The sequence below is a fragment of the Aestuariibaculum scopimerae genome (assembly GCF_059428085.1).
In genome coordinates, this window is record NZ_CM182089.1 from 2,435,715 (window position 1) to 2,458,280 (window position 22,566).

The 22,566-nt window shown below is 37.6% G+C and carries 21 protein-coding genes; 17 read left to right on the plus strand and 4 right to left on the minus strand.

All coding sequences use genetic code 11. From position 1 onward, the window contains the following. The first annotated feature begins 138 nt into the window (after positions 1-138). The 4 genes from AC5SR4_RS10465 (at position 139) to AC5SR4_RS10480 (ending at position 7,760) form a co-directional block, all read left to right on the plus strand. Entirely contained in the window at positions 139-1,299 is a 1,161-nt protein-coding gene (locus AC5SR4_RS10465) for a FecR family protein (RefSeq protein ID WP_495356193.1), read from the plus strand. A 140-nt stretch (positions 1,300-1,439) separates the two neighbouring features. Then, positions 1,440-4,982 (plus strand): SusC/RagA family TonB-linked outer membrane protein, encoded by a 3,543-nt coding sequence (locus AC5SR4_RS10470; protein WP_495356194.1) that lies wholly within the window; start codon positions 1,440-1,442, stop codon positions 4,980-4,982. A gap of 9 nt (positions 4,983-4,991) precedes the next feature. Then, entirely contained in the window at positions 4,992-6,359 is a 1,368-nt protein-coding gene (locus AC5SR4_RS10475) for a RagB/SusD family nutrient uptake outer membrane protein (RefSeq protein ID WP_495356195.1), read from the plus strand. 30 nt (positions 6,360-6,389) lie between these two features. Then, positions 6,390-7,760, plus strand: coding sequence for a TlpA family protein disulfide reductase (locus AC5SR4_RS10480; RefSeq protein ID WP_495356196.1), 1,371 nt, complete (start codon positions 6,390-6,392; stop codon positions 7,758-7,760). Positions 7,761-7,868: 108 nt separating this feature from the next. On the opposite strand, the gene AC5SR4_RS10485 is transcribed toward AC5SR4_RS10480, so the two are convergent. Together AC5SR4_RS10485 and AC5SR4_RS10490 are read right to left on the minus strand one after the other, a co-directional pair. Then, positions 7,869-8,225: a helix-turn-helix domain-containing protein gene (locus AC5SR4_RS10485; protein ID WP_495356197.1), complete on the minus strand. Its 357-nt coding sequence runs from the start codon at positions 8,223-8,225 to the stop codon at positions 7,869-7,871. 3 nt (positions 8,226-8,228) lie between these two features. Then, the gene (locus tag AC5SR4_RS10490; RefSeq protein WP_495356198.1) at positions 8,229-8,522 is read right to left on the minus strand and encodes a type II toxin-antitoxin system HigB family toxin; all 294 of its coding nucleotides are present in this window, start codon (positions 8,520-8,522) and stop codon (positions 8,229-8,231) included. A gap of 387 nt (positions 8,523-8,909) precedes the next feature. On the opposite strand from AC5SR4_RS10490, the gene AC5SR4_RS10495 reads away from it, so the two are divergent. The 5 genes from AC5SR4_RS10495 to AC5SR4_RS10515 all read left to right on the plus strand — a co-directional run bounded on the left by AC5SR4_RS10495 (position 8,910) and on the right by AC5SR4_RS10515 (position 11,923). Then, positions 8,910-9,263 carry a hypothetical protein gene (locus AC5SR4_RS10495; protein ID WP_495356199.1) on the plus strand — a complete coding sequence of 118 codons (354 nt, stop codon included), beginning with the start codon at positions 8,910-8,912 and terminating at the stop codon, positions 9,261-9,263. Further along, the gene (locus AC5SR4_RS10500; protein ID WP_495356200.1) at positions 9,250-9,531 is read left to right on the plus strand and encodes a hypothetical protein; all 282 of its coding nucleotides are present in this window, start codon (positions 9,250-9,252) and stop codon (positions 9,529-9,531) included. Before AC5SR4_RS10495 ends, AC5SR4_RS10500 begins: the two co-directional genes overlap by 14 nt. A gap of 27 nt (positions 9,532-9,558) precedes the next feature. Then, positions 9,559-9,975: a hypothetical protein gene (locus AC5SR4_RS10505; protein WP_495356201.1), complete on the plus strand. Its 417-nt coding sequence runs from the start codon at positions 9,559-9,561 to the stop codon at positions 9,973-9,975. A gap of 131 nt (positions 9,976-10,106) precedes the next feature. Beyond that, positions 10,107-10,592 (plus strand): hypothetical protein, encoded by a 486-nt coding sequence (locus AC5SR4_RS10510; protein ID WP_495356202.1) that lies wholly within the window; start codon positions 10,107-10,109, stop codon positions 10,590-10,592. A gap of 380 nt (positions 10,593-10,972) precedes the next feature. Next, a complete protein-coding gene (locus AC5SR4_RS10515) occupies positions 10,973-11,923 on the plus strand; it encodes an NmrA/HSCARG family protein (protein ID WP_495356203.1) in 951 nt (316 codons plus the stop codon). Between the two features lie 2 nt (positions 11,924-11,925). Here AC5SR4_RS10515 and yihA read toward each other — a convergent pair whose 3' ends face one another. Together yihA and AC5SR4_RS10525 are read right to left on the minus strand one after the other, a co-directional pair. Beyond that, a complete protein-coding gene (gene yihA / locus AC5SR4_RS10520) occupies positions 11,926-12,537 on the minus strand; it encodes a ribosome biogenesis GTP-binding protein YihA/YsxC (protein WP_495356204.1) in 612 nt (203 codons plus the stop codon). 15 nt (positions 12,538-12,552) lie between these two features. After that, positions 12,553-13,317: an alpha/beta fold hydrolase gene (locus AC5SR4_RS10525; RefSeq protein ID WP_495356205.1), complete on the minus strand. Its 765-nt coding sequence runs from the start codon at positions 13,315-13,317 to the stop codon at positions 12,553-12,555. A gap of 295 nt (positions 13,318-13,612) precedes the next feature. On the opposite strand from AC5SR4_RS10525, the gene mraZ reads away from it, so the two are divergent. The 8 genes from mraZ to AC5SR4_RS10565 all read left to right on the plus strand — a co-directional run bounded on the left by mraZ (position 13,613) and on the right by AC5SR4_RS10565 (position 22,565). After that, positions 13,613-14,083, plus strand: coding sequence for a division/cell wall cluster transcriptional repressor MraZ (gene mraZ, locus AC5SR4_RS10530; RefSeq protein WP_495356206.1), 471 nt, complete (start codon positions 13,613-13,615; stop codon positions 14,081-14,083). Next, entirely contained in the window at positions 14,058-14,966 is a 909-nt protein-coding gene (gene rsmH, locus AC5SR4_RS10535) for a 16S rRNA (cytosine(1402)-N(4))-methyltransferase RsmH (RefSeq protein ID WP_495356207.1), read from the plus strand. The genes mraZ and rsmH overlap by 26 nt, the downstream gene beginning before the upstream one ends. Before the next feature lie 25 nt (positions 14,967-14,991). After that, a complete protein-coding gene (locus tag AC5SR4_RS10540) occupies positions 14,992-15,309 on the plus strand; it encodes an FtsL-like putative cell division protein (protein WP_495356208.1) in 318 nt (105 codons plus the stop codon). Between the two features lie 63 nt (positions 15,310-15,372). After that, the gene (locus AC5SR4_RS10545) at positions 15,373-17,325 is read left to right on the plus strand and encodes a penicillin-binding protein (RefSeq protein ID WP_495359176.1); all 1,953 of its coding nucleotides are present in this window, start codon (positions 15,373-15,375) and stop codon (positions 17,323-17,325) included. Beyond that, positions 17,322-18,785, plus strand: coding sequence for a UDP-N-acetylmuramoyl-L-alanyl-D-glutamate--2,6-diaminopimelate ligase (locus tag AC5SR4_RS10550; RefSeq protein ID WP_495356209.1), 1,464 nt, complete (start codon positions 17,322-17,324; stop codon positions 18,783-18,785). Before AC5SR4_RS10545 ends, AC5SR4_RS10550 begins: the two co-directional genes overlap by 4 nt. 9 nt (positions 18,786-18,794) lie before the next feature. Next, positions 18,795-20,036, plus strand: a complete 1,242-nt coding sequence (gene mraY, locus AC5SR4_RS10555) for a phospho-N-acetylmuramoyl-pentapeptide-transferase (protein WP_495356210.1) — start codon at positions 18,795-18,797, stop codon at positions 20,034-20,036. Then, positions 20,037-21,368 carry a UDP-N-acetylmuramoyl-L-alanine--D-glutamate ligase gene (gene murD / locus AC5SR4_RS10560; protein ID WP_495356211.1) on the plus strand — a complete coding sequence of 444 codons (1,332 nt, stop codon included), beginning with the start codon at positions 20,037-20,039 and terminating at the stop codon, positions 21,366-21,368. It begins immediately after the preceding gene. A 3-nt stretch (positions 21,369-21,371) separates the two neighbouring features. Further along, positions 21,372-22,565, plus strand: a complete 1,194-nt coding sequence (locus tag AC5SR4_RS10565) for an FtsW/RodA/SpoVE family cell cycle protein (protein WP_495356212.1) — start codon at positions 21,372-21,374, stop codon at positions 22,563-22,565. Position 22,566: the final 1 nt, after the last annotated feature.

The window sequence follows — 22,566 nt, forward strand, 5'->3', positions numbered from 1 at the left end:
TATAAATTAAAACACATACAAGGCGGGCCATTTTACCAAATGCGCATGCAGCAAATTAAACAAAAAAGTTTTTTAAAAAAAATAGAAAAAAATTCGAGGGTTAATCATTTTAGCTTCGTTATTATAAAAAAGGCATAGATGAAATCACTTAAAATAGATAAGATTCTTATTCGGTTTTTAAACCAACAGGCTACAATGGCAGATTTAAATACCCTGAGCAATTGGTTACAGGACAAGCGTAACCACGGTTATTTTAGGTCTTTTGTAAAAGCCAATTATGCTATGGATGTTCATGCAAAAACATTTGATGTTTCTAAAACCAGAAAAGTTATTATGGCTTTAATAGAAAAAGAACAACGCCGTAAAAACACACACCAACTGTATAACTATTTAAAATATGCCGCAGCAGTACTGGTAATTGGGTTTATGGTAGCGGACTATTTGTTTAAGGATACCTTATTTAGCACTCCAAAAAACCAGCAGCCCATTATAGTAAACAACCAAATTAAAACGGGTACCGATAAGGCTATACTAACCTTAGAGGATGGCTCTAATATAACCTTAGAAAAGGGCACCAGCTACCAAACTGCCAATGCCATTAGTAATGGCGAACAGATAACATACCAAGCCATGTCGTCTCAAGCGGCGTTGCGGGTAAATACCTTGACGGTGCCTCGTGGGGGGCAATTTCAATTAACCTTGGCCGATGGCACCAAAGTTTGGCTCAATTCTGAAACCCAATTCAAGTATCCGGTAAACTTTATTGATGGCAAAAGCCGAGAGGTAGAACTGGTTTATGGTGAAGTTTATTTTGAGGTATCGCCAAGCACCGAGCATTTGGGGGCCGACTTTAAGGTGTACCACAACAACCAGGAGGTAAGGGTGTTGGGTACCCAGTTCAATATTAAAGCTTATCAGGGTGAGGCCAATATCTATACCACATTAGTAGAAGGTAAAGTTTTGGTAAGCATAGATGATTATAAAAAACAGTTACAACCAGGACAACAAGCGGCCTACAATATAAGCACAAGAAACGTTCAAGTTAACCATGTAGATGTTTTTAGGGAAGTAGCTTGGAAAGAAGGTGTATTTAGCTTTAAGCATAAATCGCTTAAGGAAATTATGACCGTACTCTCGCGTTGGTACGATATGGAAGTTGTTTTTGAAAATAAGGAATTGGAAAATGTTAACTTTATTGGAACGCTTTATAAAAAACAGCCTATAGAAGATATCTTGGCATTTATTCAAGGAAGCATAAACACTTACGAAATAAATAATAAAACGATAATACTTAAATAAATACAAAAGCCTATGGGGAAAAAATTATTCTAAAAAAGCAAAGGGAATAAAGTTTATATCTCGCTAAAAATGTAACACTTTATCCCCCAATAACATTATTAATCAATTAAATCATTAACTAACTAATAACAAGCAAATTTATGGAAATAAAATTAACTGAAAGCCATTTCTGTTTTAGAAAATGGCTGCTAATAAACACTATGCGCACGTTTATATTTTTGTTTTGTACAACGCTATTCAGTCTCTCACCAAAAGAGATCTTATCTCAAAATACAAAAATCACGATTGATGCAGATAAAGAAGTCACCATCGATGAGGTTTTTGACTTGATTACTGAGCAAACAAAATATGCCTTTATGTACGAGGAAGGTTTATTTAAGGACACCCCAAAAATAGCACTTAAAAAAGGCAACATTCCACTTAATGCCTTACTAAATAAAACACTGGCCCATAACACGCTTAATATAATAGTAGCCAAAAACAATACTATTATTATTAGGGATGCCAATACCATACAGCAAATACGGGTAACGGGTAAGGTGACAGATGAATCGGGCATGGGCATTCCCGGCGCCACCGTACAAATTAAGGGGACTACTAAAGGTACGGCTACTGATATTGATGGCTTGTATAGCATAACAGTACCAAATCCTGAAAACGTATTGGTTTTCTCTGCTTTGGGATTCGCAACACAAGAAATTACAGTAGGGAATCAAAGTATTTTAAATGTTATTCTAGTAGAAGAAGTAAGTGAGCTAGGAGAGGTGGTTTTAGAATATTCATCAGGATACCAAAAAATACCTAAAGAAAGAGCAACAGGTTCCTTTAACCAACTCAATGCTAATATTATACAAAGATCAACAAGTACAGATATTATCTCAAGACTAGAGGGTATTGTTCCTGGTTTGCTATTTGATGAAAGAAGAGGGGAACAGCCCTCTTTAAGTATAAGAGGCGTTAGTACTATTTTTGCAGACTCACAACCTTTGATAGTTGTTGATGGTTTTCCTTATGAAGGCGAATTGACAAATATAAACCCAAACGACATTGACAACATCACTGTATTAAAAGATGCGGCGGCGGCATCCATTTGGGGTGTAAAAGCAGGGAATGGTGTTATAGTTATAAATACTAAAAAAGGAGTAAAAAATAAAAAAGCATCCATTAGATTTAATACCTTTTTAACAATATCTAATACGCCTGATTTGTTTTACGATAAGAGAATGTCTTCAAGTGATTATATAGATGTAGAAACTTTTTTATTTAATGAAGGTTATTATGATTTTGATTTAGGCAATACAATTGATCCTCCTGCTCTTTCACCAGTTATTGAAACTTTAGATGCTCTTAATAATGGCCTTATTACACCATCTCAAGCAAATAATCGTATCAATGCATTTAGAAATATTGATGTTCGTAAAGAAATGGAAGATGCCTTTTATAGAAACAGTATCAAACAACAGTATGCATTAAGTTTTGATGGTGGTTATAATAATTATGATTATTATCTATCTATCGGTTATGACAAAAATTTGAATAACCGTGTAGATAATGAGTACAATCGTATAAGCTTGCTTACAAAGCATAATATTAGTTTGGGAGACAAACTAGATTTAAGTGCGATTATTAACTATACAAATTCAAAGAATATAATTAATGCAACTAACTCAATTCTTTTTGACTTACAAAACGTTTATCCATATGCACAATTGGTTGATAATAATGGTAATGCACTCTCAATAGCCAGAAACTACAGAAACTCTTTTGTTGAGGATTCTGGTCAATATGGGTTCTTAGATTGGTATTATCGACCAGTTGATGAACTTAATTATACCGAAAATAATTCGAAAGTTAATAATATTCGAACCAATTTTAAATTAAAGTACGTAACGCCTTTAAAAGGCCTATCTGCTAATATAAGCTACCTTTTTGAAAAACAAATTACAAACAATTATTTTCATCAAACCGTAGATGCTTATTTTGTTCGTAATTTAATTAATTCGGCATCATCAATTTCAAATGGAGAGGCAGCAAGTATAATTCCATTAGGAGGGATATTAACTAAAGGTGATTTAAATTTAGATGTTCACGATGTTAGAGGTCAGTTGGATTATAATTACAAAAATGAAAATCATGAGTTACAGGCTATTGCTGGTGTTGAAGTTAGGTCATTTAAAATAGATGGCTACACATTTAGAAGCTATGGTTATGATGAAAGCACGGGTACTTCTCAACCTGTAGATTATATATCTTTCTACCGATCGTATCCTTCAGGTTCATTTTTAAAAGTACCTTATTTATCATCAAATACAGGTATTCTGGAAAGGTACAGATCTTATTATTCTAATTTGGGATATACTTTTCTTGATCGCTATTCACTTTCATTAAGTGGTCGTATCGATCAGTCCAATTTATTTGGAGTTAAAACAAATCAAAAAACCTCACCACTATGGTCAGTGGGTGGGAAATGGAAGTTAGGCAATGAAGCATTTATGGCTATACCTTGGCTTTCTGATTTAAGTTTGAGGGCGACCTATGGGTATAATGGTAATATCGATGATTCGGTTACAGCATATACCACAGCTACATATGGTTCAGCATTATACACAGGCAGAATTGCGGCGAGAATTATTAATCCGCCTAATCCAGATTTGAGATGGGAAAAAATAGGAATTTTTAATCTTGGTCTTGATTTTAATATTAACAATAGTGCTTTTCTGGGTACAATAGAGTACTATAAGAAAAAAGGGAAAGATATATTAGGCGATAGTGCTTTAGACCCAACAACAGGCTCAACATCATTTAGAGGAAATGTAGCAAATATTGAAGGAGAAGGTATTGATTTGAGTCTTACAGCAAATATTTTTAGAAAATCCAATTTAAATTGGAAGAGCACCTTCATTTTTAGTTATATAACTGATGAAGTAACAAAATATAATGCAGACCCTCCTACAATTCTAAATTACTTTTCAGATGCTAGTTTAACAGGAAGTCCTTTTGATATAACCCCTACCGAAGGACAACCCCTTTATGGTATTTATAGTTTTCAATGGGCAGGTTTAGACCCTCAAACGGGTGACCCTATGGGCTTTGTTGACGGTCAGGAAAGTTCAGATTATTCAGCAATTTTTGATGCTACTGAATTTGATGATTTAGTATTTCATGGAAGAGCTCTACCTAAATATTTTGGTTCTTTTATGAACACAATTTCATATAAAAACTTGTCTTTATCTTTTAATGTAACATACAAATTAGGTCATTATTTTAGAACACCTTCAATAAACTATTCGTCTTTATTTGCTGGTGTAAGAGGCCATAGTGATTTTGAAAATAGATGGCAAAATACTGGAGATGAACAATCTACCTATGTTCCTTCTATGGTTTATCCGGCAAATGGATCTAGAAACACATTTTATGAGAATTCTGAAGTTTTGGTTGAAAAGGCAGATCATATTAGGTTCCAGGATATTAGATTGGGTTATTTAATAACAAGGGACAAGCATCCCAAATGGCCTTTCAATAGTCTCGAAACATATATTTATGCCAGAAACCTTGGTCTAATATGGGCTGCTAATGATAAAGGCTTAGACCCAGACTATAGCGTTAGCCGTATTGTTCAAACGGGTTCCATAGTTTACCCAGAACCACTATCAATTTCTTTAGGATTTAATGTCAACTTTTAAAAAAAAATTATGAAAACTTTAAATAAAATACGTCTATATAGATCAGCCCTTCTGTTTCTTTTGATACTGCCTTTTTCATCTTGTGATAATGTGTTCAGTGAGGATTGGCTCGATGAGAAAAGAGATAAAAGTCTAGTTGTTCCAACGACGCTTAAGGACATGAGAGATCTTCTCAACAACACAAATTCGTTAGGATATGATTATTTAGGTAAAGCCATGGTGGGTATGGATGATTATTATCTAGCCTATGAAACATGGGAAGCAGCATACGATATGTTAAAAAATTGCTATATCTGGGAATCAGATGGTTTTGAAGATTTTTCAGGTTTCGAATGGGATGGGTCTTATGAACAGATTTTTTATGCAAATGTAATACTTGATGGTTTATTGAAAATTAACAAAACCAATGCTAATGAAGTGGAATATGAGGATATTAAAGGAGGTGCATTATATTTTAGGGCTAAAGCGTTCTATAATTTGGCCCAATTATTTGCTACTCCTTATGATCCTAACTCTGCATCTAGCAATACCAGCATACCTTTAAGATTAGTTTCAGATGTAAATGAACCTGTAGTTAGATCCACAATAGAACAAACCTATAGTCAAATAGTGTCAGATTTAATAGAGGCTGAACAATTGTTAAGAGATGTGCCTTTAAATAAATTTGACGCTTCCAAACCTGCTGCTTTAGGTATGTTGGCAAGGGTATATTTAAATATGGGAGATTTTGAAAATGCATTGGAATATGCTACCAAAACTTTAGAGCACCCACATGAAATGGTTGATTTTAATGATTTAAATAGCAGCAATTCATACCCAATTCCCCCTTACAATGATGAAATATTTGTTCAACATGTAGTATTTCCAAAATTTATAAATACAGTATATCTGGATGAAGATTTACTTAACTCCTATGCTTCCAATGATTTAAGGCCTGGGATTTTTTTTAGGTCCTTAAGTGGTAACCGCTATAGGTTTAAAGGTAATTACACAGGTAATTCTAGTTATTTTGGGGGTATTACTGCAGGTGAAATGTATATGATATCTGCCGAATGTAAAACTAGGCTAGGGAACTATCAGGATGGCCTTCAAGATTTAAACTTTTTAATGCAACATAGGTTCGATAATACGTTTACGCCATTTACTGCAAGCAGCCAAAATGATGCATTGGCTATAATTCTTCAGGAAAGAAGAAAAGAATTGCTATTTAGGGGGTTACGGTGGTCAGATTTGCGGAGGCTAAATAAGCAAGGAGAAGAGATCACCATCCAAAGGGATTTAAACGGTCAAATTTATTCACTTTCTCCAAATGATTCTAAGTATGTTTTACCGATACCTTATTACGTAATTGAAATGTCTGGGATTGAACAAAATTAGAGTTAGGCTATTTATAGATATTTAAATTTTATGAAATTATTCTTTTATATTTTCTGTCTTTTTTTTGTTGCTAATTTATTTGGGCAAAACAATTTAAATAGTTTGTTAACAAATAATAAAGAAGAAATTTCTAATGATACATTAAAAGTATTGCAAATAGGTGATGTTGTTCCCGATTATGTTTTTGATAAGGTTTTAAATTATGATGGGAAGACATTGGATTTATCTAATATTAATAAAGAACTTATAATATTAGATTTCTGGAGTGTAGGTTGTGCTGGATGTATTTACAGTATGCCAAAAATGGAAAGCCTTCAAAATAAATTTGAAGATCAAATACAAATTTTATTAGTAACAGCAGATGACGAAGAAAAAGTCAAAAATGCAGAAGAGAAGATAAAAATATTAAGAAACGTTAATTTACCTTCTGTAGTTGATGAAGAAAATTTTTGTAAGCTATTCCCTTTCAGGCTAGTACCTACACATGTATGGCTTGATGGTAATGGAAAAATACTTCAGATAACTAATGGGCGCAACACTACAGCAGACCAAATTCAAAAATACCTTCAAGGTGATGATGTAAAGCTTCCTGTAAAAAATCAACAGAGAGATTTTGATACGTCTGTTCCATTATGGGTAGAAGGTAATGGGCGCCAATTAAAATACATGTCGTATTACTCCTATATAATGAGGTATAATCCCAATTCGGGTGGGTTGAGAGGTATATTAAAAGATTACAATGGTACTGGAAATGTCTATAAAATAAACGCTTACAATGTAGATCTACTTAATCTTATAGTAATGGCATATGGAGGACTTGAAAAGAGTATGAAATTATATGGTGATAATCCTTTTGACCACAGTTCGAGAAGGGTTTTAGAAGTTTCTGATACAGAAAAGTATCTTGTGCCTAAAGATAAAACTAAATATGATGATTGGATAAAAGAAAATGTGTATTGCTATGAGTTGTTTTTACCAAACTCAACTAGTGAAAAAGTATTTGAATACATGCAGCAAGACCTGAAAAGATTTTTTAATGTTTCGGCTGTCGTAGAAAAAAGATCAATAAAATGTTGGGTTTTAGATATTTCTGAGAAGGATTTTGAAAAGCTAAAATCAACCAAGTCTGCATTTAAATCCAGTGTAGATTATAACACACAATTCTTAACTATAGAGAATTTACCAATATCTTATTTAGTACAAAAACTTCAAAATGCTACTTTTAAAGAAGATGTAAATCCTATTATAGATGTAACCAATTATTTAGATAACATCGATTTGAAAGTGAATGCTGATATATATAGGGATAAAGAAAATGTTATTAAGGAGTTAGAAAAAGCAGGTTTTAGTTTAGAGTTAAAGGACAGAATAATTGATGTATTAGTTATTAAGGAAATTTAAACACTCTGCGAAGTTTACAAACTTCGCAGAGTATAGTGTTTGTATTTCTACCGGATAGTTGGAATGTTAACACGCTCTGAAGTCTCAATTTCATAGCCACTCTGTACTTTAATAATCCTGAACCAAAACTTCTGTAGGAATATGAAGCGTAGTGCTTAATTTTCGTATCATATCCAAAGTGAGTTTGCGCTTTTTGCTTAAAATTTCGCTGACACGGCTTTTAAAACCCATAACTTCTACCAAATCCTTTTGCTTCATACCCATTTGTTCCATTCGAAACTTTATGGCTTCAATAGGGTCTGGCATGCCAATTGGAAAATGGGTGTTTTCGTAACGGTCTATTAAAATGGAAAGGATTTCCAGTTCATCACCGGCTTCGGTTCCTTTTTTGGCATCAAAAATCACCTCAAGTCTATCAAGGGCGTTTTGATAATCTGCTTCGTTTCTAATAGGGGTTATTTGCATAATTTAAATAGTATTTGCATCAATCTTATCATATTCGGCATGTGTGCCAATAAACCGTATCCAGCATACTTGGTATTCAAAATTGAATTTAACAATTAAACGATAATGGTTGCCTTTAATGTTATAAACAATACGATTATCCTTTAAAATACTGGCACTAGGGTATTCCTTTTTCAATTCGTTGATAGTCTGCCACTCAGATTTTTCAGTTTCCCGATACCATGATTTTAAAGAGGCTTCACAGTCTGCATGTTTTCCCCAAAAATCACGTAATGTTTGTTTTGCAATAACTCTCACGTAATATACGTTTGATACAAATATATAAAAAGTTACCGAATTGGTAACAGTGTGTGATAATATTTTAACATTTGCTAGTGGAGATGACTTGCCTGCTTTGCGAAGTTTGCAACTTCGCAACTTAGCAGTCTTCTAGTTCAACGGAGTCAATCCCCACCACAATCCTAATTTTTTTAAATTTTTTTTCACTTGTAACATGTTGTTTGTAAGTGTTTTGAGTTGTTATGTAGTAAAAAATCATAAAAAAGTTCGTCAGCACTTAAGGGTTTTTAAAAACTCGTTCGTAAGTGTTGTGAAAGAATTAATATGCGAATTAAGATTTAAATAACGACTATTTAAGATGTATAATATACATTTTAAAGCGTATTAACTAACAATGATACAGATATGATATTACAAACTTCAAAACTACCACCTACAACACTATGGGCCAAACTAGGCAAGGGCTTAAAAAAATCCCTTGGTTGGCTAATAAGCTTATTGATGCTCTTATTAAACCTATACCAATGCCATAGTACCAAAAGTGTGCATGCCAAATTGGATGCGGCCGAACAGCGTATTACCAATGCCCAGGACCAACTGGTACAGGCCAAAACCGCCATAGACAGTATGGAGGCCGGGCTATGGCATTACCGTGCTATTGACACCGAAATTGATGAAACTATAGAGGCCCTGCTTTACGAGTGGCAGGAAACACTAAACCGTATAAAGCCCCAATTAAACACCTATGAACAACAATGAACAAAAAGACGACCTTTTTGCATCACAAGATCATCATATTAGCATTACGGCAACCCATACCCTGGGTATTTTGGAAACCGTAACAAGGCTATTGAAAAGCCGACCGGGGCTAAGCATTAAGCGCTGCATGGTTACCACAACCCAATTGGAATTTATCGTTACGCTAAATGCCCACTATGGCATTGTAAACCTGATGGAATGGTTGGGTACAGTAGCGGGAGTGAAAGCGGTGGAGGTGGCGATGATTTTGGAGGCAAGACGAGACTAAAGAAATTAAGAATTAAAAAATAAACACATGCAAAAACGAATACTAAACCTACTGCTTTTAATGGCATGCATAGCAACAGCCCAAGAGCAACCGCAAACCAAAACTTTGTTGAACGACAGTACTGTAGTAACGCTAGATTATAACTGTAAGCAGATACTGGAAAGGCTGTTGGAGCAGGAGCAAGTGCATTTAGACAGTTTGCAAACCCTATTTGCCCAAAAGCAAAACAATATGGAAGGCCTGTTCCAATTCATTAGGGTGCATAATGTGGAATTGCGAACCCGACTCTTGCTAACCGATATGAAACTTTCGGAACTGAACATTAAGTTACTGGCCACCAAAGCACACTTTAAAAAAGAACAGCACAAAACGGTTTGGCGTACCATAGGTGCCGGAGTGGGTGGTGTTGTGCTAGGTATTGTAATGGGCGTTTTAATTCATTAAGAATTCAGAATTCAGAATTCAGAATTCAGGATTCAGGATTTAGAATATGATACGTTTTAAAACAATAGAATCATTCAATCATTCAATTTTTTAATCATTTAATTTTTTAACCATTTAATAAATATGTAATTATGAGTAATTTAACAAACAACAGGATTAACACCGTATTAACCCCAGAAGCTATTACAGCGATGAACGATGCGCTAACGGCTGCAGAAACAGCTTTTCAACCGTATACTTTTGCACTCACCACAGGCGAGCGCCAAACCTTGCCCAAAATACAGGGCAGTAACAAGATATTTACGGAAGATGCCATAACAGCAGCAGTGAACAATCCGCAGCTTTTGCCCGGCTATTTTAGTGCGGATGAAATGCAAAACGACATGACGTTTTTTGCCCAGTTAGAACCGTTTATCATGCGGGTGGCCTCGCTTTTGGAAAGGTTAAGTGATAGCCAAATGTTGGCAGGAAGTGAAAGCTATGTTGCGGCACTGGCATTTTACCGTTTGGTAGCTGCAGCGGCCAAAGCGGGACAGCCCGGTGCCGATGAGGTGTATAAGGCCTTAAAAAAGCGGTTTTCGCAAAGTCAGCAACCATCGGGCAACACACCGTCTTAAATAGGGGGGCTTCTAAACTACGCTGGCCTGGTTTTTAACTGCGCAGCCCTGCCTTTTAACTCGGTGGGCCGAGCAAAAAACTGGGCGGGCTTAGTAAATAACTCGGTCAACTTGGTTTTTTACTGGGTTGACTTAGTTATTTGCTCGGTTATCCCACGTATTAACTGCGTTAGCGGTGTTAATAGCTGGGGGGATGTTGTTTTTTACTAGGGCGCCGTTGTTTTTAACGCTATGGACGGTAATCTGTTTGAATTTTATAAGAAAGTCGTTATCTTTATAAGGTGACTTAAAACCTTTAAGCATAAAAGTGGAGACCAGAAACCATTGTAAAAACGGGGTAAATCTATAAAGCCATAGGCGTAGGACATAATTAAGTTAACATGGAAACTAATAAAATAATAACAGTATTTGGTGCTACAGGAGCACAGGGTGGTGGACTTGCAAGAGCCATTTTGGCCGACAGCAATTCGGCTTACAAAGTAAGGGCGGTTACCAGAGACACGAACTCGGATAAGGCAAAAGCATTGGCCGCATTAGGCGCCGAAGCGGTACAGGCCAATATTGATGATGCCGATAGTATTAAGAATGCATTAAAAGGGGCGTATGGTGCCTACTTTGTAACCTTTTTTTGGGAGCATTTTTCGCCTGAAAAGGAATACCAAGAAGTTAAAAACTTTATTCAGGCAGCCAAGGAAGCAAACTTACAGCACATTATTTGGTCAACCTTAGAAGATACCAGAAATTGGGTGGCCTTAGATAACGATAGCATGCCAACGTTACAGGGTCAATACAAAGTGCCCCATTTTGATGGAAAAGGAGCTGCAGATAAACTTTTTGAAGCAGCCGGGTTACCTGTAACGTTTTTAAGAACGTCTTTTTACTGGGACAATTTTATCTATTTTGGAATGGGCCCCCAAAAAGGGGAAGATGGCAATTACTACATTGCCTTTCCAATGGACGATAAAAAATTAGCGGGTATGGCCGCAGAAGATATTGGTAAATGTGCCTATGGGATATTTAAGAAAGGTAGCGAATTAATTGGTGAAACAGTAGGTATAGTAGGCGAAAAACTAAATGGCGATGCCATGGCAGCAAAACTGTCAAAAGCCTTGGATATTAATGTTATTTATAATAATGTAAGTCCAGAAGCCTATAGGAACTTTGGCTTTCCAGGGGCCGATGATTTAGGGAACATGTTTCAGTTTAAAAGAGATTTTAACGACGATTTTAATGGGATACGTAGCGAATCGCTTTCTTTGGAATTGAATCCCCAAATGCAGGATTTTGACGCTTGGCTTTCTTTAAATGCGTCACGCATTCCTATTGAATAACATTAATGGGCATGTGATTGCATGTGCCCGTTTAAACCGTCAATATATTCCAAAACGGCCTCTTTGCCCATGTTGTTGGTGGATGAGGTAATGAAGTAATTGGGCATGTCGGTCCAGCTTTCCAGAATAACGGCTTTATAGGCTTCAATATGCCTGTCTATAGCCTTAGGTTTTAACTTATCGGCCTTGGTAAAGATGATGGAAAAAGGAATGCCGTTTTCGCCCAGCCATTGCATAAATTCCAAATCGATGGTCTGGGGCTCGTGCCGAATATCTACCAACACAAAAGCGGTAACCAATTGTTCTCGCAGACTAAAATACTGGGTAATAAATTTTTGGAAGACCTTTTTAGCACTTTTAGATACGCGGGCATAGCCATAACCCGGCAAATCTACCAAATGCCAGTTTTTATTGATTAGAAAGTGGTTGATGAGTTGTGTTTTTCCCGGTCTGCCCGAAGTTTTAGCCAAGCTCTTTCGGTGCGTTAACATATTGATGAGCGAGGATTTCCCAACATTACTGCGACCAATAAAGGCATATTCTGGCAACATGCTTTTGGGGCATTTGGCAACATCGGAGTTGCTTACTACAAATTCAGCCGATTTTATAAGCATGTATCAAAAGGGTTTTTACAAGTTCCTGTCCTTAAGCCAAGCCTCCAACAGTTGGTTAAATTCGTCTGGGTGTTCCATCATGGCAGCATGGCCACATTTGTCTATCCAGAACAAATCAGAATCTGGTAAAAGATCATTGAACTCTTCGGCCACTTCTGGCGGGGTTACCGTATCGTTTTTACCCCAAATAATACAGGTGGGTGTGTGCATTTTTGGCAAGTCCTTAGCCATATTATGGCGTATGGCACTTTTAGCAATGGCCAGGGTTTTAATAAGCTTGTTTCTGTCGTTAACCGTGGCGTACACTTCATCCACAATAGCTTTGGTTGCTACATCAGGATCATAAAATACCTCTTGGGCTTTCTTTTTAATCACCTCGTAGTCACTGCGTTTGGTGTAGCCACCGCCCATGGCACTTTCGTACAGTCCGGAACTGCCTGTAATCACTAAGGCTTTGATTTTGTCGGGGTATAATTTTGTATGGTACAGGCCAATATGTCCGCCAAGCGAGTTGCCAAGTAAAATAACATCTTTATAACCTTTAAATTCTATGAAGTCGTGCAAGTACTTTGCAAAACTCTTAACATTGGTTTTAAGTAAGGACATGGTGTAGATGGGGAGCTCTGGGATGATGACTTTGTAGCCCCTTTCACTAAAGTATTGGGTTACCGAATCAAAATTACTTAAACCGCCCATTAAGCCATGTAATACTATAATTGGGGTACCTTCACCAGCTTCAATATAGCTGTAGTCATTCTCTTTTTTTAAACGATGCGTCATTCAATCAGTTAGTCGTTGCTTTAAAAACAAATATAGTTATTTCATTGACAAAATAACCATTTTAATTAATTCACAAAAATAATATATGAATTTAAAGATGTTAACAAAAGCTGTGTTACCAAATAATTATTTATAACGCATTGATACTAAGTGGCCGTTGCGATTTCAAGGCGTAAAACGCATAAATAAAGTGCCGTTAATCGAAAAATTATTAACAAAGTGGTATAAAGTGGTAAAATGTGGTAAAATTTTCAATATATTTGAATCATTAACTAAAAACCACTGAAAATTTACATTGGACTTGTTAACAGGAACATACGATTGTAAGGTAGATGCAAAAGGCAGGCTAATGATGCCGGCGCCGTTAAAAAAGCAACTAGCTACCATTTTAGACGATGGGTTCGTGTTAAGGCGTTCGGTGTTTCAGAAGTGTTTGGAGTTATATCCCATGGCAGAGTGGCAAGCGCTCATGCAAAAAATCAATAAGCTGAATCGGTTTAAAAAGAAGAACAACGATTTTATTCGTCGGTTTACGGCGGGAGTGAAAATGGTTGAGGTAGATACCAATGGCCGCTTATTGATACCAAAAGACCTTACAGTGTTTGCGAACATTTCAAAAGACATTGTGGTAACAGCCGCCATAAACATTATAGAAATATGGGATAAGGAATTGTATGAACAAGCCATTGATGATGCAACAGTAGATTTTGCGGATCTGGCTGAAGACGTTATGGGACAAGATGACGATGACTATGGAATATCATAACCCGGTACTTTTAAAGGAAACCGTTGATGGGTTGAACATACACCCAGATGGGGTGTATGTAGATGTGACATTTGGTGGTGGCGGGCATAGCAAGGAAATATTAAAACGTCTTGGTAAGCATGGTAAATTGTTTGCCTTTGACCAGGATTTAGATGCTCTTGAAAATGCTATTGATGATGACAGGTTTACCTTAATTAATGAAAACTTTAGGTATATAAAACGCTTTTTAAGGTTTTATGGTGTAAGGGAAGTGGATGGGATTTTGGCCGATTTTGGGGTGTCGTCACATCAATTTGATGTTGCCGATCGCGGTTTTTCAACACGCTTTGAAGCCAAGTTGGATATGCGTATGAACCAGCAAAGTGAACTGTCGGCCTACCACGTGGTTAACAATTATGAGGAACAGGCCCTTCGGGATGTGTTTTATCAGTATGGGGAGTTAAGGGCGGCTCCAGCCATGGCGAGATTGATTGTAGAGGCCAGACAGGTAGCACCCATAGTAACCAGCGAACAATTAAAAAAGGTGTTGAAGCGGTTTTTGCCGCCACGGCATGAAAATAAAGTCTTGGCACAAATATATCAGGCCATACGTATAGAGGTGAACCAAGAGATTGAGGCTTTAAAGGAATTTTTGCAACAAACCCCCGAGCTTTTAAAAACGGCTGGACGTTTAAGTTTTATATCCTACCATTCCTTGGAAGACCGTTTGGTAAAGCGCTTTATAAGAAATGGTCTATTTGAAGGGGAGCCCGAACGCGATATGTATGGCAATTTTGAAGTGCCTCTGAAAAAAGTAAACGGGCTTATAGTGCCAACAAAACAAGAAATAGAAAATAATAGCAGGGCAAGAAGTGCCAAGCTTCGCATAGCTGAGAAGATTTAGTAGGTTTTGCAACTTAAAAGAGAAAATGAAAAAAAACATCTATAAAATATTAAAAGGCACTTTTTTGGTAAGTGACGATGCTTTTAAGAATTGGAGGTTTATCATTTTTATTTCTGTACTGGCCATTATTATGATTGCCAGTTCGCATAGTGCAGATAAGAAGGTGTATGAAATAGCAAGGTTGAAAAATGAGGTGAACGAAATGCGTTCGGCCTTTATAGATGGACGCTCTAGATTGATGCGGTTAAAGATGGAATCGGCCGTTATCAATGCCATGAAAGAAAAGGGCATAGCGCCTTCGGTGATTCCGCCCAAAAAGATAAAGATTAAATCCCAAAAGTAAAGAAAGGTTTTGGCTGTAACAGAAAAAAACATATTAAACCGATTGTATTTTATAGCAGGATGTATGTTCGTCTTCGGTATTGCTGTGGTTTTTAAGTTGTTCAGTATTCAGTTTATGCAGGGCGATAAATACAAGGCCATGGCCAGTGAGCGTGTGGTTAAGAATGTGGTCATTCCTGCTAACCGAGGCAATGTGTATTCTGTTAACGGTAATTTATTGGCAACCTCCATACCCAAGTACGATGTACGTATTGATGCCATAACACCATCGGCTAAAACATTTGAAAAATATCTAAAACCCTTGTGCGACTCCCTGTCCGCCTACTCTGGGCGCCCATCAAGCTATTACCAGAACGGCATACGAAAAGCACGGGCCAATAAAAACAGGTATTACCTATTGGCGCGAAATATTGGGTATTCGGATTATATACGATTACGCAACTTCCCTTTATTGAACTTAGGTGCTTTTAAAGGCGGGTTAATCGTGGAACAAAAAACGAAGCGTGAGCACCCCATGGGGGGCATTGCACAGCGCTCTATAGGTTATGAGCGTTTTGATGATCAAGGTAATGTAACCCGAGCGGGTATTGATGGCGCTTTTGGGGTGAAGTATTTACGAGGTACAGCTGGGCAACGTAAAAAGCAACAAATAGGCAAAGGGCAATGGAAACCCCTAAGTGATGCCAACGAAATAGAACCTAAAGATGGGTATGATGTATATACCACCATTGATGTTAATATACAGGATATAGCGCACCATGCGCTTTTAGAGCAGCTGGAGTTTTATGAGGCCGAACATGGTTGTGTGGTGGTGATGGAAACCAAGACAGGTGAGGTACGAGCCATTTCCAATTTAGGAAGAAATAAGGACGGCCTCTACTACGAGCGTTTGAATTACGCGGTAGGAGAGTCGCACGAACCAGGGTCTACATTCAAGGTCATGGCACTTATGGCGGCCTTGGAAGATAAAATAATAGACACGTCTACTGTAGTAGATACCAAGTTGGGATATAAGCAATTTTATGGCAGACCTATCTATGATACCCACGGCTATGGAAAAATTTCTGCTGCTAGGGCTTTGGAGGTGTCTTCCAACATTGGGTTGGCAACCATTATAGACGAAGGGTATTCCAAACAGCCCCAAAAGTTTATCGATTACTTAAAGGGTTGGGGCTTAGACAAACCTTTGGGCTTGCCCATTGTAGGAGAGGGGAAGCCTGTAATTCCGCAACCAGGGGATAAAATATGGAGCAGGAGTGCCTTGCCTTCTATGGCCTTTGGTTATAATTTAAGGCTAACACCCCTACAAACATTAACCTTTTACAATGCCATTGCCAATGATGGTGTGATGGTAAAACCTCGATTTATTAGAGAGGTTAAAGAGTTGGATGAGGTTATTGAAGCCTTTGATAAAGAGGATTCGGATGATAAAATTTGTACAGAGAAGACCTTAAAGGAAATTCAGGACATATTAAAGCATGTGGTAGAACGTGGTACCGGACATTCGCTTTATTCCCCTTATTTCTCTATGTCAGGAAAAACGGGAACTGCCCAAACCGAATATTGGATGGAAGATTGGAAGGAAAACAAAAGATATATTTCCTCATTTGCTGGATATTTTCCAGCAGATAATCCCAAGTATTCCTGTATTGTGATTATCCATAAGCCCAGTACCAAAAAAGGCTATTACGGAGCCGATGTATCAGGCCCTGTATTTAAAAGAATTGCCCAAAAAATATTTACCGATACGCCTATTGTGGATGAGGTAACATCGCTGGACGTGCAGGTGGCCGCTGTTGAAGATGAGTTTGAAAGCTATTACAAAACGGCACAGACCTATAAAACCATCATGCCCAATGTAGTGGGATTGCCCGCTATGGATGCATTGGCATTGTTGGAGAACATGCAGGTAAAAGTAAAAGTAAAATTACAAGGAAGCGGTATTGTGAAAAAGCAATCCATCCATGAGAATATAAAATTGAAGAATAACCAAACCATTGTTTTAACAGCTTCATGATAGCATTAAAGGACATATTGTATAAAGTGACTATCAATGCCGTAGTAGGTAGTACAAGTATAGAAGTGGCTGCTATCGATTTCGATTCCAGAAACATAAAGCAGGACGATGTGTTTGTAGCTATAAAAGGCAATATAGCCGATGGGCATACCTATATAGATGTTGCTACCAAACTGGGGGCTACTGCGGTTATTTGCGAAAGCTTACCCAAACAATTGAAAGAAGGGGTAACCTATGTAGAGGTGGATAACACCAGTAAAGCATTGGCCATTATGGCCTCCAATTTTTATGAGGCACCATCTGAAAACCTAAAACTGGTTGGTGTAACTGGTACCAATGGGAAAACAACCGTAACCAGTTTGCTGTACCAGTTGTTTAAAAAGGCAGGGTATAAAGTAGGTTTGTTGTCTACCGTAAAAATCATGGTGGATAACCAAGAGTACACGGCCACACATACAACGCCCGATTCGATTACCATCAACAAATACTTGAAGGAAATGAACGAAGCCGGGGTTGAATATTGTTTTATGGAAGTGAGTTCGCATGGTATTCACCAATACCGTACGGCAGGCTTGCACTTTGAAGGGGGCGTGTTTACAAACTTATCGCACGACCATTTAGATTATCATAACACCTTTGCTGAGTACCGCGACGTTAAGAAATCGTTTTTTGATGGTTTGCCAGATAAGGCTTTTGCGCTTGTAAATGTAGATGATAAAAATGGTTTGGTGATGTTGCAAAATACCAAGGCAAAGAAAATGACCTATGCCTTAAAAGGGTATGCCGATTATAAAGCGCATATACTGGAAAACCAATTTGGAGGCTTATTGCTTAAAATCAATGATGCCGAGGTGTGGACCCGGCTCATAGGGAGCTTTAATGCTTATAACGTATTGGCTATTTATGCCACTGCTGAATTGTTAGGGCTTGAAAAAGTGGAAATCCTTCGATTGATAAGTGAGTTGGAAAGTGTAAGTGGTCGTTTTCAATATATGATATCCAATGAGAAAATCACAGCAATTGTTGATTATGCCCATACCCCCGATGCTTTAAAAAATGTTTTGGAAACTATTAATAGCATTCGTACCAAAAATGAGGCCTTAATAACCGTGGTAGGTTGTGGTGGGGATAGAGATAAGGCCAAGCGCCCTAAAATGGGCCATATTGCTTCTGCATTAAGCACGAAAGTCATTTTTACAAGTGATAACCCTCGAAGTGAGGTGCCAGAGGATATTCTTAAGGACATAGAAAAAGGCGTGGAGCCCCAAAACTATAAAAAGACATTGACCATAGTAGATAGAACACAGGCCATAAAAACAGCTTGCCAAATGGCACAGCCCAACGATATTATTTTAATAGCAGGTAAAGGCCATGAAACATATCAAGAAATTAAAGGCGAACGCTTTGATTTTGATGATTTTAAGATAGTAAACGCATTTTTAAAAGAATTACAGAAATAACCAATAACAATGTTATACTACCTATTTGAATATTTAGAACAACAATTCCAATTACCGGGCGCAACCCTGTTTGGGTTTATAACCTTTAGGGCGGCTTTGGCTATGATTTTATCATTGTTAATTTCTACTATTTACGGTAAACGCATTATACGGTTTTTGCAAAAACAGCAAGTAGGGGAAACCATTAGGGATTTAGGCTTGGAAGGCCAGCAAGAAAAAGCAGGAACGCCTACCATGGGTGGTATCATTATTATTTTGGCAACCCTAATACCTGTGGTTTTATTGGCACGATTGGAAAATATTTACATCATACTATTGATTATCACCACCATTTGGATGGGCATTATCGGGTTTATAGATGATTATATTAAAAAATTTAAAAAAGATAAAGAAGGCTTAAAAGGGCGTTTTAAGGTTCTTGGCCAATTAGGTTTGGGCATTATTGTTGGCACAACGCTGTATTTTCATAGCGATGTTACCATTAAAGAGAAATTGCCCGTTGCAGTACAGCAAGAGCTATTGGAGGCAGACCCTAAAGTGTCCCCAACAAAATTGTTTGACGAAGAAGAGAAATCAACCAAAACAACCATTCCGTTTGTAAAGGGCAACGAATTTGATTATGCCGATTTAATAACTTGGATAAGTCCCGAATTGGAAAAGTATGCCTGGGTAATATTCATCATAGTCACTATATTCATTATAGCCGCCGTATCTAATGGGGCCAACCTAACCGATGGTATCGATGGATTGGCAGCGGGGACTTCGGCCATTATTGTACTCACTTTAGGGATTTTTGCATGGGTGTCGGGTAATATCATTTTCTCCGATTATCTCAATATCATGTATATCCCAAGAGTTGAGGAGATTACGATTTATATAGCGGCTTTTGTAGGAGCACTGATTGGGTTTTTATGGTATAACACCTATCCGGCACAAGTGTTTATGGGCGATACAGGAAGCTTAACCATAGGCGGTATTATTGCAGTGATAGCCGTAGCGGTAAGAAAGGAATGGTTAATACCCGTACTATGCGGCATTTTTTTAGCAGAAAACCTATCGGTAGTTATGCAGGTAAGTTGGTTTAAATATACCAAGAAGAAATATGGCGAAGGCCGCCGCATCTTTAAGATGTCGCCTTTGCATCATCACTATCAGAAGTCGGGATATCATGAAAGTAAAATAGTAACGCGGTTTTGGATTATTGGGATTTTGCTCGCGATACTGTCGATAGTAACATTGAAGATTAGATAGATGAAGCGACTGGTGGTGCTAGGAGGAGGCGAAAGCGGAATAGGTACGGCGCTTTTAGGAAAGGCAAAAGGTTACGAGGTTTTCGTTTCCGATAAAGGGGAAATAAAAGAAACATATAAACAAGTTCTTATACATAATGAGATTGCATGGGAAGAAGCTACACATACTGAGGCAGAAATTTTAAGTGCCGATGTGGTTATGAAAAGCCCTGGAATACCTGACAAGGTGCCTTTGGTTAAGGCCATTAGAGATGCGGGCATTCCTGTGGTTTCTGAAATAGAGTTTGCTTCAAAGTTTACAAAGGCCACCATTGTGGGCATTACAGGAAGTAATGGAAAAACAACCACTGCTACCTTAACCCACCACATTTTAAAGCAGGAACTGCATGTGGGCTTGGCAGGAAATATTGGCGACAGTTTTGCCAAACAGATTTTGGAGCATGATTATAAAAACTATGTGTTGGAAATAAGCAGTTTTCAATTGGATGACATCGTGGATTTTAAGCCACACATAGCTGTGATTACAAACATAACACCAGATCATTTAGACCGGTATGATTATAAGTTTGAAAACTATATCGCATCTAAATTCAAGATTGCAGAAAATCAAACCGCAGACGACTATTTGATTTATGATGCCGATGACCCCGTGTTAGCCAATTGGTTGGAAACACATCCCATACAGTCAACATTATTGCCTTTTTCATTGAATAAAACCATTGAGAACGGCGCATATTTAGATAAAGAAAATATAACAATAACAATAGATAACAACAAAATAACTATGCCAACAACGAGTCTTACATTAGAAGGGAAACACAACATTAAAAATGCAATGGCTGCTTCTACTGTAGCGCATTTACTGAAGATTAGAAAACAAACCATACGAGAGAGTTTAGAGAACTTTCAAGGGGTGGAACACCGTTTAGAGCACGTTCTTAAAATTAATAAGGTGCAATATATAAACGATTCCAAAGCAACCAACGTAAATGCTACCTATTATGCCCTGGAAAGTATGGATGCACCAACCGTTTGGATTGTTGGAGGCGTAGATAAAGGTAATAATTATGAAGAGCTATTTCCTTTTGTAAACGAAAAAGTAAAGGCCATTATATGCTTGGGCTTAGATAACAGTAAATTACTAAAAGCCTTTGGCAATATGGTAGACATTATTGTGGAAACGGAGTTTATGAGCGAAGCGGTTAAAATAGCGTACAAGGTTGCCGAATCTGGTGACAATGTATTGCTATCACCAGCTTGTGCCAGTTTTGATTTGTTTGATAACTATGAAGACAGAGGGCGTCAATTTAAAGAAGCCGTAAGAAATTTGTAAAATATGCAAGCACTGTTTAAGAACATAAAAGGTGATCGGTTAATATGGGCCATTGTGGCACTGTTAGCTATTCTGTCATTTTTACCAGTTTACAGTGCAGCCAGTAATTTGGCATATCGAGGCGGCAATGGTAATACCTTTGCATTTTTTGTGAAGCATTTTATGCATTTGTTTTTAGGTTTTGCCATTATGTATGGGGTACATAAAATACCCTATCGTTATTTTAGGGGTTTGTCATTAATCATGATTCCTATTGTATTGGTGTTGTTGGGCATTACCATGCTGCAAGGCACTACCATTGATGGCGCCAATGCCAGTAGGTGGATTCAAATCCCTATTGTAGGTATGTCGTTTCAAACCTCTACATTGGCATCAGTCGTGCTTATGGTGTATGTGGCCAGGTATATGTCTAAAATTAAAGACAAGGCGATTACCTTTAAGAGTTCCATTTTACCACTATGGCTACCAGTGTTTTTAGTCTTGGTACTCATACTTCCCGCAAATTTATCAACCTCGGCCATCATGTTTTTAATGGTGGTGATGTTGGTGTTCTTGGGCGGATATCCCTTTAGGTATTTAGCTGTTATTATTGGATCGGGGGTTTTAGCCCTTGTACTGTTTGTATTGGTTGCAAAAGCCTTTCCAGAGGTTATGCCCAATAGGGTGGACACTTGGATGAGCAGAATTGAAAGTTTCTCGAATCCGGAGGATACCGAAGCAGACTATCAGATAGAAAAAGCAAAGATAGCCATAGCATCTGGGGGCATTCAAGGTTTGGGCCCTGGTAAGAGTATACAAAAGAACTTTTTGCCACAATCATCTTCCGATTTCATTTTTGCAATTATCATAGAAGAATACGGGTTGATAGGTGGTTTTTTCATTTTAATCCTGTATATGTGGCTGCTGTTTAGAATTGTAATCGTGGCGCAAAAGGCCGATACCATTTTTGGTAAGTTATTGGTGTTGGGTGTAGGCTTGCCCATTGTATTTCAGGCATTGATAAACATGGCCGTGGCTGTAGAGTTGTTTCCAGTAACGGGGCAAACCTTACCACTAATAAGTAGTGGTGGGACATCTATTTGGATGACCTGTTTGGCCATAGGGATTATACTAAGTGTAAGTGCTAAACGAGAAGAAATTAAAGAACAAGAATATATAGACGAAAATCCATTGGAAATTCTTTCAGAAACCATTTAAG

What these genes read in the sequence shown, in the direction of transcription:
- AC5SR4_RS10465 (WP_495356193.1), top strand. Translation starts at nt 139, where the DNA reads ATGAAATCACTTAAAATAGATAAGATTCTTATTCGGTTTTTAAACCAA.
- AC5SR4_RS10470 (WP_495356194.1), top strand. Translation starts at nt 1,440, where the DNA reads ATGGAAATAAAATTAACTGAAAGCCATTTCTGTTTTAGAAAATGGCTG.
- AC5SR4_RS10475 (WP_495356195.1), top strand. Translation starts at nt 4,992, where the DNA reads ATGAAAACTTTAAATAAAATACGTCTATATAGATCAGCCCTTCTGTTT.
- AC5SR4_RS10480 (WP_495356196.1), top strand. Translation starts at nt 6,390, where the DNA reads ATGAAATTATTCTTTTATATTTTCTGTCTTTTTTTTGTTGCTAATTTA.
- AC5SR4_RS10485 (WP_495356197.1), bottom strand. Translation starts at nt 8,225, where the DNA reads ATGCAAATAACCCCTATTAGAAACGAAGCAGATTATCAAAACGCCCTT.
- AC5SR4_RS10495 (WP_495356199.1), top strand. Translation starts at nt 8,910, where the DNA reads ATGATATTACAAACTTCAAAACTACCACCTACAACACTATGGGCCAAA.
- AC5SR4_RS10500 (WP_495356200.1), top strand. Translation starts at nt 9,250, where the DNA reads ATGAACAACAATGAACAAAAAGACGACCTTTTTGCATCACAAGATCAT.
- AC5SR4_RS10505 (WP_495356201.1), top strand. Translation starts at nt 9,559, where the DNA reads ATGCAAAAACGAATACTAAACCTACTGCTTTTAATGGCATGCATAGCA.
- AC5SR4_RS10510 (WP_495356202.1), top strand. Translation starts at nt 10,107, where the DNA reads ATGAGTAATTTAACAAACAACAGGATTAACACCGTATTAACCCCAGAA.
- AC5SR4_RS10515 (WP_495356203.1), top strand. Translation starts at nt 10,973, where the DNA reads ATGGAAACTAATAAAATAATAACAGTATTTGGTGCTACAGGAGCACAG.
- yihA (WP_495356204.1), bottom strand. Translation starts at nt 12,537, where the DNA reads ATGCTTATAAAATCGGCTGAATTTGTAGTAAGCAACTCCGATGTTGCC.
- AC5SR4_RS10525 (WP_495356205.1), bottom strand. Translation starts at nt 13,317, where the DNA reads ATGACGCATCGTTTAAAAAAAGAGAATGACTACAGCTATATTGAAGCT.
- rsmH (WP_495356207.1), top strand. Translation starts at nt 14,058, where the DNA reads ATGACGATGACTATGGAATATCATAACCCGGTACTTTTAAAGGAAACC.
- AC5SR4_RS10540 (WP_495356208.1), top strand. Translation starts at nt 14,992, where the DNA reads ATGAAAAAAAACATCTATAAAATATTAAAAGGCACTTTTTTGGTAAGT.
- AC5SR4_RS10545 (WP_495359176.1), top strand. Translation starts at nt 15,373, where the DNA reads ATGTTCGTCTTCGGTATTGCTGTGGTTTTTAAGTTGTTCAGTATTCAG.
- AC5SR4_RS10550 (WP_495356209.1), top strand. Translation starts at nt 17,322, where the DNA reads ATGATAGCATTAAAGGACATATTGTATAAAGTGACTATCAATGCCGTA.
- mraY (WP_495356210.1), top strand. Translation starts at nt 18,795, where the DNA reads ATGTTATACTACCTATTTGAATATTTAGAACAACAATTCCAATTACCG.
- murD (WP_495356211.1), top strand. Translation starts at nt 20,037, where the DNA reads ATGAAGCGACTGGTGGTGCTAGGAGGAGGCGAAAGCGGAATAGGTACG.
- AC5SR4_RS10565 (WP_495356212.1), top strand. Translation starts at nt 21,372, where the DNA reads ATGCAAGCACTGTTTAAGAACATAAAAGGTGATCGGTTAATATGGGCC.